Source organism: Shewanella sp. SW1 (assembly GCF_025653545.1).
GTDB lineage: Bacteria > Pseudomonadota > Gammaproteobacteria > Enterobacterales > Shewanellaceae > Shewanella > Shewanella oncorhynchi.
Map to the genome: position 1 here is coordinate 22,281 of NZ_JAKKSG010000021.1, position 17,361 is coordinate 39,641.

8 protein-coding genes are annotated in these 17,361 nt (G+C 48.9%); all 8 read left to right on the forward strand.

Translation table 11 applies throughout. The features are described 5' to 3' along the window. The first annotated feature begins 62 nt into the window (after positions 1-62). On the forward strand, positions 63-1,988 hold the full coding sequence (locus L5M71_RS17705) for a transglycosylase SLT domain-containing protein (RefSeq protein ID WP_263209172.1): 1,926 nt from the start codon (positions 63-65) through the stop codon (positions 1,986-1,988). A 239-nt stretch (positions 1,989-2,227) separates the two neighbouring features. Beyond that, on the forward strand, positions 2,228-2,932 hold the full coding sequence (locus L5M71_RS17710; RefSeq protein ID WP_131524978.1) for an EAL domain-containing protein: 705 nt from the start codon (positions 2,228-2,230) through the stop codon (positions 2,930-2,932). A 185-nt stretch (positions 2,933-3,117) separates the two neighbouring features. Then, a complete protein-coding gene (locus L5M71_RS17715) occupies positions 3,118-4,029 on the forward strand; it encodes an AAA family ATPase (protein WP_028760026.1) in 912 nt (303 codons plus the stop codon). 71 nt (positions 4,030-4,100) lie between these two features. Next, a complete protein-coding gene (locus L5M71_RS17720; RefSeq protein ID WP_263209174.1) occupies positions 4,101-5,207 on the forward strand; it encodes a DUF58 domain-containing protein in 1,107 nt (368 codons plus the stop codon). Beyond that, positions 5,204-7,375 carry a DUF3488 and DUF4129 domain-containing transglutaminase family protein gene (locus tag L5M71_RS17725; protein ID WP_263209176.1) on the forward strand — a complete coding sequence of 724 codons (2,172 nt, stop codon included), beginning with the start codon at positions 5,204-5,206 and terminating at the stop codon, positions 7,373-7,375. The genes L5M71_RS17720 and L5M71_RS17725 overlap by 4 nt, the downstream gene beginning before the upstream one ends. A 155-nt stretch (positions 7,376-7,530) precedes the next feature. Further along, complete coding sequence (gene recC / locus L5M71_RS17730; protein ID WP_263209178.1) at positions 7,531-11,346, forward strand: exodeoxyribonuclease V subunit gamma; 3,816 nt, start codon at positions 7,531-7,533, stop codon at positions 11,344-11,346. After that, positions 11,343-15,131: an exodeoxyribonuclease V subunit beta gene (gene recB, locus L5M71_RS17735; RefSeq protein ID WP_263209181.1), complete on the forward strand. Its 3,789-nt coding sequence runs from the start codon at positions 11,343-11,345 to the stop codon at positions 15,129-15,131. Before recC ends, recB begins: the two co-directional genes overlap by 4 nt. Continuing rightward, on the forward strand, positions 15,128-17,326 hold the full coding sequence (gene recD, locus L5M71_RS17740; RefSeq protein ID WP_263209183.1) for an exodeoxyribonuclease V subunit alpha: 2,199 nt from the start codon (positions 15,128-15,130) through the stop codon (positions 17,324-17,326). The genes recB and recD overlap by 4 nt, the downstream gene beginning before the upstream one ends. Positions 17,327-17,361: the final 35 nt, after the last annotated feature.

Genomic DNA, 17,361 nt, shown 5'->3' on the forward strand with positions numbered 1-17,361 from the left:
AATTACCTCAAATCGATACGGACATGTCGATTGATACCTTGATGCCCGGAGGCAAATGCTCCATGTGCAAAGCAGTTATAAATGTGGTTATATCCAGTGCAATATTGCTCGCAGGCGCATTGAATGCCCCTGCTGCACTTGCGTTAACGTCAACGCAGAAAACCTTTCTTGAGGCTGAAAAAGCCCTGAAGAAGCAAGATTATGCAACCTATAAACCCCTACGGGCAAAACTAGGTAATTATCCGCTCGCGATTTATTTAGATCATGATATCGACATAGGTGCTCTTAATGCCTTACAGGGTTATGCAGCTAAAGCCTTGATTGAAAAATATGAAACCACACCCATGTACAATAGGTTGCGGTCTAAATATTTAAACAATGCTGGTAGCCAAAAACGCTGGAATGATTATCTTGCGATCACCCCAGAAGCGCCTACCGACATCCGCCTGCAGTGTTATTACTATGAGGCGAAACTCGCCAAGGGCGATCTAAAAACGGCTTATGCGGCCGCACAATCACTTTGGGTATTTGGGGGTTCGCGACCAAAGGAATGTGATCCTCTTTTCAACACATGGACCAAAGCGGGCAAACGCACACAAGATGTCGTATGGGCGCGAATGATGCTGAGTTTCGAGGCTGGCGAAACGAGTTTACTGAGTTATTTATCGCAAAAAATCACCACCCATAGTAACGAAGCTAAGCGTTTAGTCGCTGTCTATAAAGATCCCAATAGCCTGCGCCATACCGAAAAGTTTAAAGATAAAAATCCCATTGTCGGTGACATAGTTGCCGCAGGATTAAAACGCCTTGCCCGTAAGGATCTCGACCAAGCCATTAATTTGTATGAACGGTATCAAAAGGCCCATCGTTTTACCCCAGAACAAGCGCAGCAGCTGGATAAATACCTTGTTCGCCGCATTTTAATTGAACAAGATGATAACTATAAAAACTATGTCGACAATGTGCTCACTGAGCTGAAAAATGACGACTTATTTGAGCGCCGTTTAAGATGGGCTATCCGCGATCACGACATGCGCAGTATTGCCCGTTACTTGAACCTACTCCAACCAGAAACCTTGGCAAAGGAACGTTGGCAATACTGGCTTTATCGCACCAATGCCAAAGAAGCGCCTGAAAGCGCCATAAAAGCGCTCGCGACAATCAGTAATGAACGTAATTTTTACGGTTTTGCTGCTGCGCAGTTCTTAAATAAACCAGTATCACTCAATCAAAGCCCTGAGCCTGTTGTTGATGCCAGCAGCCAAAAGTTAACAGATGATCTGGGTTTTGTGCGCGTGCAAGAGCTGATGGCGCTGGACCGTTATTTCGATGCTCGCTATGAATGGATGTCACTACTAAAACGCAGTGACAATACGATGCGAGCACGCTATGGACGCTATGCCCATGAACAGGGCTGGTACGATTTTGGGGTTGAAGCCAGTATTCAAGGTAAGTTGTGGGATGATATTCCTCTACGCTTCCCTATGGCACACCAAGCCGGTTTTGAGCACGCCAGCAAAAAGCATAGGGTTAACATCGATGAGATCCGTGCGATTAGCCGCCGCGAAAGTGCATTCTATCTTTATGCGACCTCGGGCGTAGGTGCCCGTGGTCTAATGCAAATTATGCCTGCCACGGCCAAAGCTACCGCCAAAAAACACGGGGCCAGATATAGCGATCCAAAGGATCTCTACAGCGCAGAGCTTAACCTCAATCTTGGTAGCGCTTACTATGCCCAGCTATTGAAAGAGTTTAACCAAAACCGCATCCTCGCCACGGCGGCCTATAACGCGGGTCCCTCTCGCGTGCGTCGCTGGTTATCAAACTCTGATGGCAAACTCGATGCCATGGGCTTTATCGAGGCTATTCCCTTTACTGAAACCCGTGAATATGTTCAAGCCGTCCTCAGCTATCGATTGATTTATGAGGCGCAAAAGCAAAAAGCACAGCCATTATTCAGCGAAGCTGAGCTTAAGTTTGCTTACTAACTCGTGACATGAAAAGGAACTCGATACTCAGCCGCATCGAGTTCCTACTTTTCAGCATACCCTAGGGTAAAGCTCATGCTTTAACCACCAAAAATTCTAAATGTTATTCTCTAAATTCAAATAATTAGCAAAGCGAATAATTATTCAGCAATCACGCCGTTTTATCGAAAACTTGTTTGCACTGAAGGGCGTTAAATGCGAATAATTAGTATTAAAGCATTAAGAATCCCATTACACCCATGATTAACCTTAGTTCGTTAACCCTTAGCTGCGAATACCAACCCTTTGTCAATCCTCATACTTTAGCCATCGACGGCTATGAAGCCTTAGCACGCTTTTACTTGCCTAATGGTGATGCGGTTGCACCTAATATTGTGTTCGAGCAATTGCATGAATCCACAGAAATACTCGCTGCAGTTGAATATCAAGCCAAGGCATTTCAACTCATCCATGCGCCGAGTCAGCAGCGAATTTTTATCAATGTTGATCCCCACGCCGTCGATGGACCACATACCGCCAAGCTCATTCGTTTGCTGTCCCACTATGAACGAGTCACGGTCGAGATCATCGAAAACACCTGCATTAACGATGCTCAGCTGGCCAGTCAATTATTCACTCAATTTAAACAAGCTAAGATACATGTGGCGCTGGATGATATTGGTGCGCCCCACTCCATGCTCAGTGTCGATCTGATGATGAACGTGGATTATCTTAAGTTTGACCGCCATTGGTTAACGCACATAACACACCCCGAGGGAGCCCAATTATTAATTGCATTGGTCAACTTTGCCAAAAAGACCCACAAACAGTGCATTTTAGAAGGCATAGAAACTGAAGCTCACTTAGCCTTTGCGCGGGATATCGGTGTCGACTTTGTCCAAGGCTTTTTGTTTAAATCCTGGTTTATTCGCCCCACCAGCAGCCAAGTACTGTGCCTTACGTAAGATCAGGCTAAAACGGTTTACATTCGCGCCACCAGCCCACTCAAGACCAAACCTAATGCTGTCGAGTAATTGATTTAGCACTAGAAATGCCACTGGATATACGGGCGATGATCCGCCATAGTGATAACGCACATCAGCTTGCAAATGCACCTTAAGCACACTTCCAAATGTATTAGGAGTCGCCCGTGGCACAATCTGGGATCAGCGAATTACTACAACAACTCGAACAAGTATTGCTGGGCAAGCCTAGGCAAATTCGTCTCGCTTTAGCCTGTATTCTCGCCCGTGGGCACCTGTTGATTGAAGACTTACCCGGTATGGGTAAAACCAGTATTTCCCATGGTATAGCCCAAAGCTTAGGTTTGAGCTATCAGCGGATCCAATTCACCAGTGACATGCTGCCTGCCGACATTCTCGGCGTATCGATTTTTGATAAACATCAAGCACAATTTATCTTTCATCCTGGACCAATTTTTAAGCAGATGATTTTGGCCGATGAAATTAATCGCGCCAGCCCTAAGACACAAAGCGCTTTACTCGAAGCGATGGCCGAACAACAAATTTCCGTCGATGGCATCACCCACAGATTGCCCAATCCTTTCTTTGTAATCGCGACTCAAAATCCCACCGATCAATCCGGTACATTTTCGCTACCAGAATCGCAGCTCGACAGGTTTATGATGCGTCTTTCTATTGGTTATCCAAGCCACGATGCTGAACTCGCTATGCTTAAGAGCAATCATAACCACTTAACCTTAGATCAATTGCCCCAATGCCTGACACCGATGGCCTTAATGCAACTGCAAGAGCAGTGCGACAAGGTCAGCGCTTCCGATGCCTTACTCAATTATATTCTGGCCTTAGTGAGTTTTTCCCGTAGCCAAAGTGATAGCGTGGGGTTATCACCCCGTGCCACCAAAGCGCTATTACAAGCGGCTAAGGCATGGGCCTTTTTAGAAGGTCGACATTATTTAGTCCCCGAAGATGTGCAAGCGGTATTTTGTTGTGTAGCGGAGCATAGACTCAGAACCAGTAGCCAATTACAGGGTGAAGCCCTATCTGAGCGAATTCTCGCCAGCGTTAACCCTATTATGTAGCAAGATACTGTAATGAGAAGATATCGCTAAAGTATGCAGTTAACGCATTAAACCAAGGAAATGACTGAGAAGTGAAACGACTGATACTCCCGACTTTCATTCCGACGTTAGTCCCGATTTGGCAACGTTGGTTAGCAAGACGCTTGCCACCGAGTCCCGAAATAACCTTAAGCCATCGCAGCATTTTTATTCTGCCGAGCGGTTTTGGGTTAGTTTGGCTTGGTCTGGTTTTACTTTTATATCTATTCGGCACTAACTATCAAAATAACTTAGTCATTGGCCTCAGCATCTTACTCCTAAGCCTCTTTAATACCTGCATTCTCTACAGTTACAAAAATCTGGCTGGCTTACATTTACGGGCCACGACGCCGCCCGAAGTCTATGCGGGCGAAACCTTAACCTTTCCCGTCCTCATCAGCACGCACCATAGTGGCCATAACATCCAGCTTAACTATCCGCATAATCGCACTTATACGGTGCAGAACCTTGGTACAGATGAACAACAAGCGCTCGTGCCCTTCGAGTATCATCAGCGGGGTCAAGTGTCACCGGGGCGGCTCAAAATTGAATCCTTCTATCCCTTAGGGCTTTGCCGCGCCTGGTCGCATGTGGATTTAGCCATTAGTCACTTAGTTTTTGCCCAGCCGATTGAAGCGCCGCTGCAGCTTGAGTCTGATCATACTCAGTCTGAGCAAGATCCCCTGCTACTGGCGGGTAAACATGTGTCAGGCATCGATGAGTTTAAAGGACTTAAACCCCATGTGCTCGGCGAGTCCCTCAAACAAGTGGCGTGGAAACAGTGGGCGCAGGGTCGAGGCATGCTGACTAAAGAATTCCAGCAGCCCCAAGGTGATCCCGTCTGGTTAAGGCTCAGACCCGATGCCAAACGCCTCGAAACCCAATTGAGTCAGCTAAGCTGGCAAGTCAATAAACTCACGCAACTTGAGCAGTATTTTGGCTTACATCTGCAAAACCCAATGGGAGACGATGTCTTGATCCCGCCCGCGATAGGCAATCACCACAGGATCGCCTGTCAAAAAGCCATTGCCTTATATCCACAATTAGCGCCTTCAACGGCGAAGCCCCCATATCAGTCATCAGTCGCTAATCAGCCACAAAAAACGAATCAAGCTCCCCGCAAGCAGCATCATATCCCTACTTCGAGGGAGCAAGTATGAAGTTAGCGGCCAATAGCACGACACCGCAAATCGGCGACAATATTAGCCGCCAGACACTTTTTTGGTTATTGATCACCAATATTGCGGTATTAAGCCCACTATTTGATAAAACCACGCCTTGGACTTTGGGCATTTGCGCTATCTGTTTGCTGTGGCGTGTGGGGATTTATGTCGGCAAAGTGGCAAAACCACCGCGTTTTTTGGTGACCAGTCTTGCAATCGGCGCCGCAACCACACTGGCACTCGTTTCAAAGGAAATAGGCTTACTCAATGCGCTAGTGAATCTGCTGCTGTTAGGTTATGCCTTAAAATACATTGAAATGCGTAATCAAAGGGATGTGCGCGTTGTCGTCCTCGCGGGCTATTTTATTATCGCGCTGACCTTTATCGACCATCAATCCCTGCTTAATACCGCACACTTGCTCGTGGTGACGTTGATCAATACCTGCGTGCTCGTGACTTTGTATCAAGATAAGCAATCCTTAAAACACACGGCTTGGCAAGGTGGCAAATTTTTACTCCAGAGCCTTCCCCTCGCGCTGCTGTTATTTTTAGTGTTACCGCGTCTTGCACCGCTCTGGTTAGTGCCCAACATGAAAGAAGCGCAAACGGGCTTGTCCGATAGTCTGGCGATTGGTGATATAGGTAAGCTCACCCGTTCGACTGAACTTGCCTTTAGGGCGAGTTTTACCAATGCAACGCCCATTAATGCCGAGTTATATTGGCGCGCCCTCGTGATGGAGCACTATGATGGTGTCACTTGGCGCCAAGACGCGGGGATTAAACAGTTGCAAAAAGATGCGCTGCTGTTTCCTCCCTCACGGCCCAGCCCAGCATTGATGGTCAATAATCCTGATCCCATGAGTGATCCCATCAGTAAAAGTCCTGCTCCGATAAGCAGTGAAGATCAAGAGACCGCATTAAGTAAGCAAGATAAGCATAGTATTCGTTATCAAGTGATTGCTGAGCCGAGCCACCAGCCGTGGTTATTTGGTCTCGATGTGGCCTATAGCCAAGATGATAACGTGGTCAATATGCCCGACTATCGGCTGTTGGCGCTGCGCAATATCGATCAGCGAATGAGTTATCAAGTGGAGTCTTGGCCTAAGGCGAAGATGGACCTCAAGCTATCGGCGCGGCAAAGGCAGATTAACCTCGAACTGCCGAGCCAAAATAATCCACGCACTTTGGCGTTAGCTGAGCAGTTTAAGACTCAGTATCCCGCGCCTAAGCCACGACTATGGGCCATGATGGGCCACTTTAATAGTGAGCCTTTTTTCTACACTCTCACGCCGCCTCCCCTTGGGCCGCAGCAAGTAGATGATTTCTTATTTGAAAACAAAGCCGGTTTTTGCGTGCACTATGCCGCAGCCTTCATTTTTATGGCGCGGGCCACAGGTTTACCCGCACGTATGGTCACAGGCTATCAGGGTGGGGAATATAATCCGCAAGCGGGTTACTACAGTGTGTATCAATATATGGCCCACGCATGGGCTGAGGTTTGGCTCGAAGATAAAGGTTGGGTGCGTTTCGACCCCACCGCTATGGTGGCGCCCGATCGTATCGAGCAAGGTTTCGACGCCCAATTTGATCCCGAGCAGAGTTACCTGCAGGAAAGCCCTTTTAGTAGCTTACGATTTAAATCCATGCCTTGGCTCAATGAGTTAAGACAACGTTTTGCCAGCATAGATTATTACTGGAGCGTGTGGGTACTGGGTTTTAACCAAGAGAAGCAAAATCAAGTGCTCAGTGGCATTTTAGGCGATGTGACTCACACTAAAATCGCGGTCTTTATGGGGCTCTGTATCAGCCTTATCGTGCTCTATATTGCCTACAGTGCGGGCTTATTACATTTTAGAGTTCAAGGCGATCCCATTAGTACTCGTTATCAACAGCTCTGTAATCGTCTCGCACACCATGGCATTAAGCGCAAAGACAGTGATGGACCAAATCAATTTGCGCAGCAGATTATTGAGGAATACCAACACAGTACACCAAAGCTTTGCACGCTGTTCCAAACCTTGACACAAAGTTATGTGGCGCTGAAGTACCAAGATTTACCGGCTAAAGACTATCAAGCGCATTTAACCGCATTTAAAGCGGCGGCGAAGCAACTCAACTGGTTATTGCTCAGAGCCAAAGTGAAAGATAAATTCAATCTAGCCTAGCATTTGTAAACTGAACATTAGCCGGCCAAGTTTCATCAATTCAAGGCTCAGTAAACACCTAAAATTGCGAGTTAACTCCACAGAAGCAGCAATAGTGTTGAATCTTATAAATCAAACACATAGAATTGTTTTACTGTCATCATGCCGAGTTGCACATGCTAAAGTTAATCCAGTCCAATCAGATGGAAGTGCTCTGCGCCCATTTAGCCGCTTACCTGACCCAACCCCTTGCTTTTGCACGTCTACTGAGTAACGAGCATATTCTGGTGCAGAGTCCTGGCATGTCGACTTGGCTGCGCCTCGAAATCGCCAAACAGAATGGAATTGCCGCCGCATTGGAATTCCCGCTGCCATCGAGCTTTACCTGGCAGTTGTGCCATGACTTATTGCCCAATGTGCCCAAGGATAACGCCTTCACTAAGGCGGCAATGACGTGGAAGCTGATGCAACTCTTACCGCGCATGTTGCAAAATGACGCCTTTGGGCCATTGAGACACTATCTAAGTCATCAGCAATCCAGCACAAATGCCGCCGACACGAATGAACAGCACAACACGAGTGATATGACGGCTGACGACATTAAGCTGTACCAACTCTGTGGCCGGATTGCCGATATCTTCGACCAATACTTAGTGTATCGCCCCGATTGGATTTTAGCGTGGGAGCAAAACGAGCAGCCCGACTCACTCACCAAGCCGCTGAATGAAGACCAATGCTGGCAACCCATTTTATGGCGCGCGCTCATTGCCTTTAACCGTGATGAGCTTAATCAAAGCCATTACCACAGGGCCAACCTGCACAGTGACTTAATTGCCGCGCTGAATCATCCCGACACGTCACTCGCCAAATTGCCACAACGCCTATTTGTGTTTGGCATTTCCTCAATGGCGCCGCAAACCCTTGAAGTGCTTTACCATCTGGCAGGCCGTATCGATGTGATCGTGCTGGGTTTAAGTCCGTGTCAGCACTATTGGGGCGACATTGTTGATCCCCGTAATCGGGCTCGCATAGCGGTGCAATATGCGGGTAAACGCCAATTAGCCGAACTGTGGGAAGATAAACTCGAAGTGGGCAATCCGCTGCTTGCCAATAACGGCAAGATGGGCCGTGAATTACTCGATATGCTGCTTGAGCTCCCCGCCGAACACTGCGACTTTGGCGATGATGTGTATTGTGAACCCTGTGACGATCCCAACTCGCCACATAGTCACGCCAGCATGCTCCACGGCGTGCAATACGATATTTTAGAGATGCAAACCTTAGACAGAGTGCTAGGGCCAGATGCCGAGCTGTACCAAAATGTCGAGAACAGACGCCTACTAAAGCGCGACGATGAATCCATTCGAGTCAAGAGTTGTCACAGCCCACTGCGGGAAATCGAAACCCTACACGATCACTTGCTTGAGTTGCTCAGCAATGATATCGACCTGACGCCTAAAGACATAGTGGTGATGATGCCCGATGTCGCCGCCTACGCGCCCTATATCGATGCCGTCTTCTCGGCGAAGCAAGGCCTGCATTACATTCCCTACGCCATTGCCGATCGCGGCGCAGCGCAGGAATCACCGCTCATCAATAGCTTTTTAAATTTACTAGGGATTAATCAGAGTCGCTTCGGTCTGACCGACATTTTGAGCATACTCGAAGTGCCCGCCATTTTGCGCCGTTTCCAACTCGATGACGATGAATTGCAACTGATCCGCCGCTGGTTAGATGAAGCGGGCGTACGCTGGGGTCGCGATGAACAAAGCCGCCTTAAACAAGGTGTGCCAGCGTTTGAGCAAAACTCTTGGGCCTTTGGTATTAAAAGGCTGATTTTAGGTTACGCCTTGAGTGACGATGCGCCGCTCTACCAAGACCATCTTGTCGTCACTGGCATCGAAGGCCAATCGGCGCAGGCGTTAGGTAAGCTACTCAATTTTATTGAAGTGCTCGATGAAACGGCGCAAATACTCGCCCTGCCACAAGTGGGCGCACAGCGTTTAGCGGAATTAACTGAGCTACTGGATGCCTTCTACGACACAGATGAAGACGAGCGCGAACAATTACAGGAAATCCGCGATGCCATTGCCGCCCTAGAGCAAGAATTACTGTCGGCGGGCAAGCCCTTTGATACAAAAACGTTGGATACAAGCCCGTTAGCGCCGCTAGCCCAAGAGAACAAAAGCGGACTGAGCCTCAGTATTGAAGTGCTGCAACAGTGGTTTAATCAACGCTTAACCGAATCTCGGGTCGGCCAGCGTTATCTTGCGGGGAGCGTGAACTTTTGCACCTTGATGCCGATGCGCTCGATTCCTTTTAAGGTCGTGTGTTTACTCGGCATGAACGATGGGGTTTATCCTAGGGTTCAACATCCCGTCGGCTTTGATTTAATGGCGCATTTCGGCGCCCGTAAAGGCGATCGCTCCCGCCGCCTCGATGACAGATATTTGTTTTTAGAAGCCTTATTGTCGGCGCGGGAACAACTGTATATCAGCTATATTGGCCGCAGCGAACGGGATAACTCTGAGCGTATCGCCTCTATGCTCGTCTCTGAACTGATTGAATATTGTCAGCTGTGCTATCTACCTGAAACGCTATTGGCTCAATCGCAAAACGCTTCAAGCCCCATAGACCCAGAGGATGCCGAAAAAGCCCTCTATAACGCAATTGTCAGCCACCAGCCGCTGCAACCCTTTGATCCCAAGTTGTATCAAGCCACAGTAAAAAATGATGACAAAGATGGCTCAAACATAGATGGATCAAGCAGAACCCAAAATAACTCGGGCATAGGCCAAAGTTACAGCCTGCAATGGTGTCCGCCCAATGCGGACGCTGCGGGCACACATGCGGGCCGCTTTATCGGCGTGCAAACTCGCATCATGCTCGAAGCGGATGAACAAGACTCAGTGCCAGATACAGAGGCACAGCCCGCTTCTGTGCACGAACAGCAGCAAAGCAAGCAAGTGGATGTGTCGGCCCTGATCCGTTTCTTTCGAAATCCAGCGCAGTACTTCTTCAACCGTACGTTAAAAGTCGATCTCAGCCTTAATATTCAGGCCGATGATAATGACGAGCCCTTTAGCTTGAATGCCCTAGAGCGCTATATGTTGCAGGCCCAGTTACTCGACGATGCCATAGGCCAAGGCCTAACTGAGCCCGATATTGAACTGATTAAACGCCTCAAAGCCAGTGGCACTTTGCCCATGCAGCCCTTCGATGATTTGCTACTGCGCCAATATCAGCATGATATTAAACCTTTGATTGGCAGAACCTTGTTCCTCAAGGGAGAACAAGCCAGCAGTCACGCCGATATTAAACTCGTGTTTGACTTGCCCATCACGGCGGGTAACTCCCAGCAAGTGTTACTGCAAGGCCGTATTGATGACATAAGTCCTAAGGGATTAGTCAATTACCGCCCTGGTAGCGCCCACGGCCGCGATGTGCTGAGGTTGTACCTTCGCCACCTGTGTTTAATGGCAATGGGCCACACACATGCAAGCTATCTACTCGACATGGGGCACTTCCACGCCTTGGCTCCAATCACTGCTGAGCGCGCCCATGTGTTACTGGCCGATTTGTTGGTGTTGTTTTACCAAGGCCAACAACACCCACTATGTTTTATGCCGCGCACGTCACTGGCCTACGTCAGCTGCGAGGGTGAGCACGATGAGCGTTTGCAGCAAGCGTTACCCGAATGGTTAGATGAGCAGAGTCAATTGGGTGAAGCTGCTTTTGGAGAAGGAAATGAGCCCCATTACCAGCGATTATTCAGCTTCCCGCGGGATTTCTCTGAGGATAGCTTTGGCGCATTAGCCGAGCGTATCTATCGCCCTATGGTGAGTTTATATCTCAAAGACACGCTGGCTCAGCTTGAGGAATTTGCGCTAAACGATGGCATGAGCCAAGGCCCTGCTAATGAACACGCGACTGACACACAAGCTCTCGCACCACATTTGAACCGCAATAGCGCACAGGGAGAGCAAGCATGAGTGAACAAATGCCGTTGAACACGCAAGCCTTACAGTCTGCACCACAAGCGCTTGATCCTCTCACTCTGCCCTTTGGCGGTAGTCGTCTTATTGAGGCCAGCGCTGGCACAGGTAAAACCTACACGATTTCAGGTCTTTACTTACGCTTATTGCTTGGTGATGGCATTCCTGCGCCGCTCACCTGCGAACAAATTCTCGTAGTCACCTTCACCAATGCGGCCACCGAAGAGTTAAGAGATCGTATTCGCCGGCGTATTCAAGTCGCCTTTAAGTGCTTCTTAGGGCTAACGATTGCCGATCCCTTTGTACAGGCGTTGTATGACAACACCCCAGAGAGTGAACGCGCCATTGCCTTGAGACGGTTCGATCTCGCCCTTAAATCCCTCGATGAAGCGGCGATTTTTACCATTCACGGTTTCTGTCAGCGAATTTTATCGGATCTCGCCTTTGAGTCTTCCTTACTGTTCGAATCGGACTTTACCTTGGACGACAGCGAATTTTTGCACCATGCCGTGCGGGATTTTTGGCGTGAGGCCTGTTATCCGCTGCCCGATTACTTAGCGCAAATCATTGCCAAGGAATTTGGCGAGCCCGATGGTTTAGTCAAACAGTTGCGACCGCTCCTTGGCGCCAGTCAAGCAAAGCCTCTGAAACCCGCGCTTAAGTTTGATGCCTTAGCCCTGTCACTACGCCAAAGTTTAGAGCGCTTTAAATTAGCTTGGCCAAGGGGACGCGATGGCTTATTGGCATTGCTACACAGTTTGCCACTCAACGGCACCCGCTTTGGCAAAGCAACGGATAAGTACCCCAAGCTCGCCGCCATGTTCGATGCATTAGATAACTGGCTCGCCTTCGGTCATGGGTTGCCGCCGCTGAAAGAGTTAGAAGCCTTATCGCTGTCTGAGTTAAAACTCAACAAGGGCGGCGTCATCCCAAGTGTGAGCGAAGCACCGCTGATGGATCATATGGAGCAACTCGCCACATTGATTGCCGCCATTAAACCAGCATTTTTATATAGCGCGAAACTCGGCATAAGCGAGCGATTTGCCCAGCAAAAACAACAAAAAAATGTGCTGACCCCAGATGACTTACTCACGACATTAGCGAGCGCGTTAAACGCCAATAATGAAACCTTGCCCAAAGCCGTAGCGACACGTTTCCCCGTCGCGCTTATCGATGAATTCCAAGATACCGATCCGCTGCAATTTGCGATCTTCTCTGGCATCTACCAAGGCCGCTACTCGTTTGAGCAGCAAGGTGTAGATACTACAGAGAACAAGCTCAGCCTGTTGATGATTGGCGATCCTAAGCAAGCCATTTATGCCTTTCGCGGCGCCGATATCCATACCTATATTGAGGCCCGTCATCATACGCAGGCCCACTATCATCTGGATACCAACTACCGCTCAAGCGCAAACATGGTCGCTGGGGTTAACCATCTGTTTAGCCAGCATCACGATCCTTTTATCAGTCAGTCGATCCCCTTTGATAGCGTGAAAACGCCCAGCAGTGCTAAAGGGAAAATCCTCACTGAAAAAACCGCAAACCCCGCCGCCTTAAGATTAAGACTCTTAAGCGAAAGCGCAGAAAACGGCCTCAACAAAACCACCGCCAGACACTTGCTCGCCGAAGATGCAGCAGCGGAGATCACCCGTTTACTGACAGATGCCGCCAATGGCGAATGCAACAGCCCGAAAGGAGCTTTGATCGCTAAAGACATCGCTATCTTAGTGCGGGATCGCAACGAAGCGGCGGTGATGAAAACCGCATTGAGTAAACGCCACATAGGCGCAGTGTTTTTAAGTCGTGACAGTGTGTTCGATACCCTTGAAGCGCAGGAAATGGCGTTAATTTTGCGCTCTCTAGCGAATCCTAAGGATGAACGGGCATTGCGAAGCGCCCTAGCCACGGCATTATTAGGCTACAGCGCCGAGCAAATTCATGCCTTTAACCAAGATGAAGAACACAGACAGCTGTTATTAGAGCAGTTTTTTAACTTGCACCAAGTGTGGCAAAAACGCGGCATCATGCCCGCGCTATTAAGCCTAGCCAATAGCACTAAGCTGATTGACCGTTTACTGCACACCGCCAGTACGCAAACCGATGCACAGGAGCAAGATGCCACCAACGGCGAGCGCCGCCTGACGGATTTTCGCCACCTCGCCGAGCTATTACAGCAAAAAGCCACCGAGCTTGATGGTATTAGCGCCCTGCTCAATTGGTATGAACAGCAACTGATTGATAACACGGGCACCGATGAACAGCAGCTGCGCCTTGAAAGCGAGCAGAATCTAGTGCAGATCGTTACTATCCATAAGAGTAAGGGCCTTGAGTACCCCGTGTGTTTTGTGCCCTTTGTCAGCCTAGCCCGCGACAATCGCCGCCGCCCGACGCCTATGCTGTACCACAGAACCAACGATGCAGGTGAGCAAGAGCTAGTATGGGATATCGAAGGCACGGATGAGGGTTGGGAGCGCGCCAAACAAGAAACCTTGGCCGAAGACTTGCGCCTGTTATATGTGGCGCTCACTCGGCCTGTGTATTTGTGTTACTTGTATATCGCCAATCACAGTCGTCAGCTTAAAAATGGCCTTAAAAGTCAGCTGCATGAAACCGCCATCGGCTATCTACTCGGCATAGGCGACTCAGAATGTGACTTTGCCCGTATCTGCAATGCAGCGCAGCAGCTCGCACAAGATGTGGAAGCCATAAGTATTAATAAGGTGCCCGATGACATAGACGAGCGGCCATTGCCCTCAATCCAAGACGTAGCACAAATACTGAGCGCGAAAACCTTAACCCGCCAATACTGCACGCCGTGGCGAGTCGGCAGTTATTCAGGCCTAGTTAAAAATACCAGCCATGGCAAAGCCGCTCCGGGCGCCGATGATGAAGCATTAGGCACGCTTGAATATATGGCTGCGCAAACACTCTCTATTCCTGATGAGGCAAGCCATGAGCTGCAGGATGGCATGCTCAATCGCTTTAACTTTGAGCGCGGCGCCAATGCCGGTAGCTTTATGCATTTAGTGTTAGAAGAGATTGATTTTACGCAGGCAGAAATCGACTTACCGCTGCAATTGCCTAAAGCCATGCTGCAATACGGTATCGCGCCCGAATGGCAAACAGTATTACATACTTGGTATTTGGATGTACTGCATGCACCGCTCTGCGCGATACCGCACGCCTTAGAGTCGCAAGTCACGGGGCATGTAAGCGCCGTCAAACCTGCTCATCCAGATCTGTGCTTAGCCAAATTATCGCCGCAGAATACCTTAGTCGAAATGGAGTTTTATTTACCCTTAAGCGAACTTAAAGATACTGAGCTCAATGCGCTACTGCAGCAGTTTGGCTATGAGTCGACACTTAAGTTTGATGATCTCAAGGGCATGCTCAAAGGCTTTATCGATTTAACCTTTGAATACCAAGGTCAATATTATATCGCCGACTATAAGTCGAATCATTTAGGCGACAACATCAATGCCTATCATCAGAGCGCGCTGCAAAGCGCAATAACCGATCACAGGTACGATTTGCAGTACATTCTCTATTCATTGGCGCTACACAGGTATTTGAGTTTACGCCTGCCAAGTTATGACTACGACAGCCACATAGGCGGTTGTTATTACTTGTTCTTACGGGGAATGTCGGCTCAATATCCCGGCTATGGTATTTATTACGACAAGCCGCCGAAGGCACTTATTCTCGCGCTAGATTCACTTTTTAATGACAATTTATTTCACAGCAAATTGGCTCGTGCAATCGATACAGGAGTCACGGCATGATGCGCTCAACCCAAGGGCTAAATGCACATTCACTCACAGCGGCGAAATGGATAGACCATGGCGCAATTCAGCTTACAGCGCCGCTGCCAGAGCTGTTAAAACAGTGGGAGCAAGAACGACTGCTCACACCGCTCGATCGGCATTTCGCACTCGAAATAAGTCTCTTACATCCAAGCGACAGCCAACAACCCTTATTTATTTTGCTATGTGCGCTATTAAGCCAGCAATTATCTTCACAGCACAGTTGCCTAGTGCTAGCCCATATTGTGCCACTCAATCCCATGGCCGAACAAAATAGCCATTGTAAAATCACCTTAAGCCTCGAAGCACTCACAGAGACCTTACAAACTTTTGATGCTGTCGGCCAAGCAGGCAGTAACAAACCGCTTATTTTTGATAATGGCAGACTCTATTTACAACGTTATCATCAATTTGAAACCTCAGTCGCCGCCTCATTAATCCGCTTGTCCGGAAGCGTATCTAGGCAATTATCTGAAGAAGCAAGCCACCAAGAGCAACCGCAAATCGCTAAGTTGAGGTCACTGTTAGATCAACTGTTCCCTGCCAATGTGCTCGCGCCCCATGCACTCACTACCAATGTACTAACTAACAGTGAAGACACAGCACCCATTGATTGGCAAAAGGTCGCCACGGCCACAGCGCTGGGTAAAAAACTGTCGGTGATCACTGGCGGCCCAGGGACGGGGAAAACCACCACTGTAACTAAACTTTTGTTATTGCTACAAATGGAATCACAGCAGGAAATCCGTTTAGTCGCGCCAACGGGAAAAGCGGCGGCTCGCTTAAGCGAATCAATCAAAGCCTCAAAAGCGCGTCTGGCGAAGGAACTCAGCGCCCATGCTAATGTTATTGATGAAGCTCGCAATAGAAATAGCCAAGACTTTTTAACGGCACTTGGGCGTATTCCAGAGGAAGCATCAACCTTACACAGACTGCTTGGGGTGATCCCCAATTCGCCGCACTTTCGCCACCATCAAGGTAATCCGCTTAGGCTCGACTTATTGATTGTCGACGAAGCCTCTATGGTCGATTTGCCCATGATGTATAAACTGCTCAGCGCACTGCCTGAGCACGCCAGTTTGATTTTACTCGGCGATCAAGACCAACTCGCCTCGGTTGAGGCGGGTGCTGTGCTCGCCGATATTTGTGCGGGCCTTAAAATACCAGTTGTTCCCAATAACCTTGCGCAAAATAACATAGCGTCAAACAGCCCTGCTCTGTGGCAAATGCGCTATTCCAAAGAACAAGCCCAGCGTCTGAGTGCTTTAACGGGTTTTGAGTTAACGCCCTATACCAGCGACGCCCCTAAACTTGGCGATAGCTTATGTATGCTAATGCACAGCCACAGATTTAAAGGCGATGCGGGGATTGGACTGCTCTCCAGTGCCGTCAATCGCGCAGATCTTCAAGGCATTTTGCAGGTATGGCAACAGGGACCTGCAGAATTGAGCTGGTTAGAACACAGTATGGTCGTAAGCCAAACCCAAGCCAAAGTGAGCGAGCCTGCTAATAATGTGGGACTCAATTCACTTCTGGAGCAAGCCTGCCAGCAATATGGCGCTTATCTCGGTGCCTTGAATAGCCATGCAAGTAATAGTGATTTAAGCAAGCATCCAAGCACAGCAGACATCATTGAACGCTTTAACCAGTACCGTATTCTATGTGCTATGCGCTCGGGCGATTATGGGGTTGAAGGCATCAATCAGTATGTGACTCAAGCACTGGCCAATGCCAAGCTGATTAAACCGCTACAGGAGTTTTATCTGGGTCGGCCAATTATCATCCAAAGCAATGACTATAACTTAGGCCTGTTTAACGGTGATATCGGATTGATTTTGCAGGATGAAGATAAACCCGAACGTTTAATGGCGCACTTCATCAAGGCCGATGGCAGCCTGTTAAAAGTCTTGCCAGCCCGTTTGCCCAGCCATGAAACCTGTTATGCCATGACAGTACACAAAAGCCAAGGCAGCGAATTTAGCCGTGTGGCCTTAGTATTGCCGCCGAGCCCCAGCCTAGCCCAATGGCAACTGCTGACCAAAGAGTTGGTCTACACCGCCATCACCCGCGCTAAAGTCCACTTTACCTGCTTAGGCACCCAGCACGTATTCGAGCGGGCCAGTAGCCAAGCAACCCAACGCGCATCGGGTCTTGCCGACCGCCTTTGGGGGTGAATGAAGCTTTGTGGTCAATGGGGAACACTTTAGGA

Coding starts and splice junctions, on each gene's coding strand:
- L5M71_RS17705 (WP_263209172.1), top strand. CDS start 63: ATGTGCAAAGCAGTTATAAATGTGGTTATATCCAGTGCAATATTGCTC.
- L5M71_RS17710 (WP_131524978.1), top strand. CDS start 2,228: ATGATTAACCTTAGTTCGTTAACCCTTAGCTGCGAATACCAACCCTTT.
- L5M71_RS17725 (WP_263209176.1), top strand. CDS start 5,204: ATGAAGTTAGCGGCCAATAGCACGACACCGCAAATCGGCGACAATATT.
- recC (WP_263209178.1), top strand. CDS start 7,531: ATGCTAAAGTTAATCCAGTCCAATCAGATGGAAGTGCTCTGCGCCCAT.
- recB (WP_263209181.1), top strand. CDS start 11,343: ATGAGTGAACAAATGCCGTTGAACACGCAAGCCTTACAGTCTGCACCA.
- recD (WP_263209183.1), top strand. CDS start 15,128: ATGATGCGCTCAACCCAAGGGCTAAATGCACATTCACTCACAGCGGCG.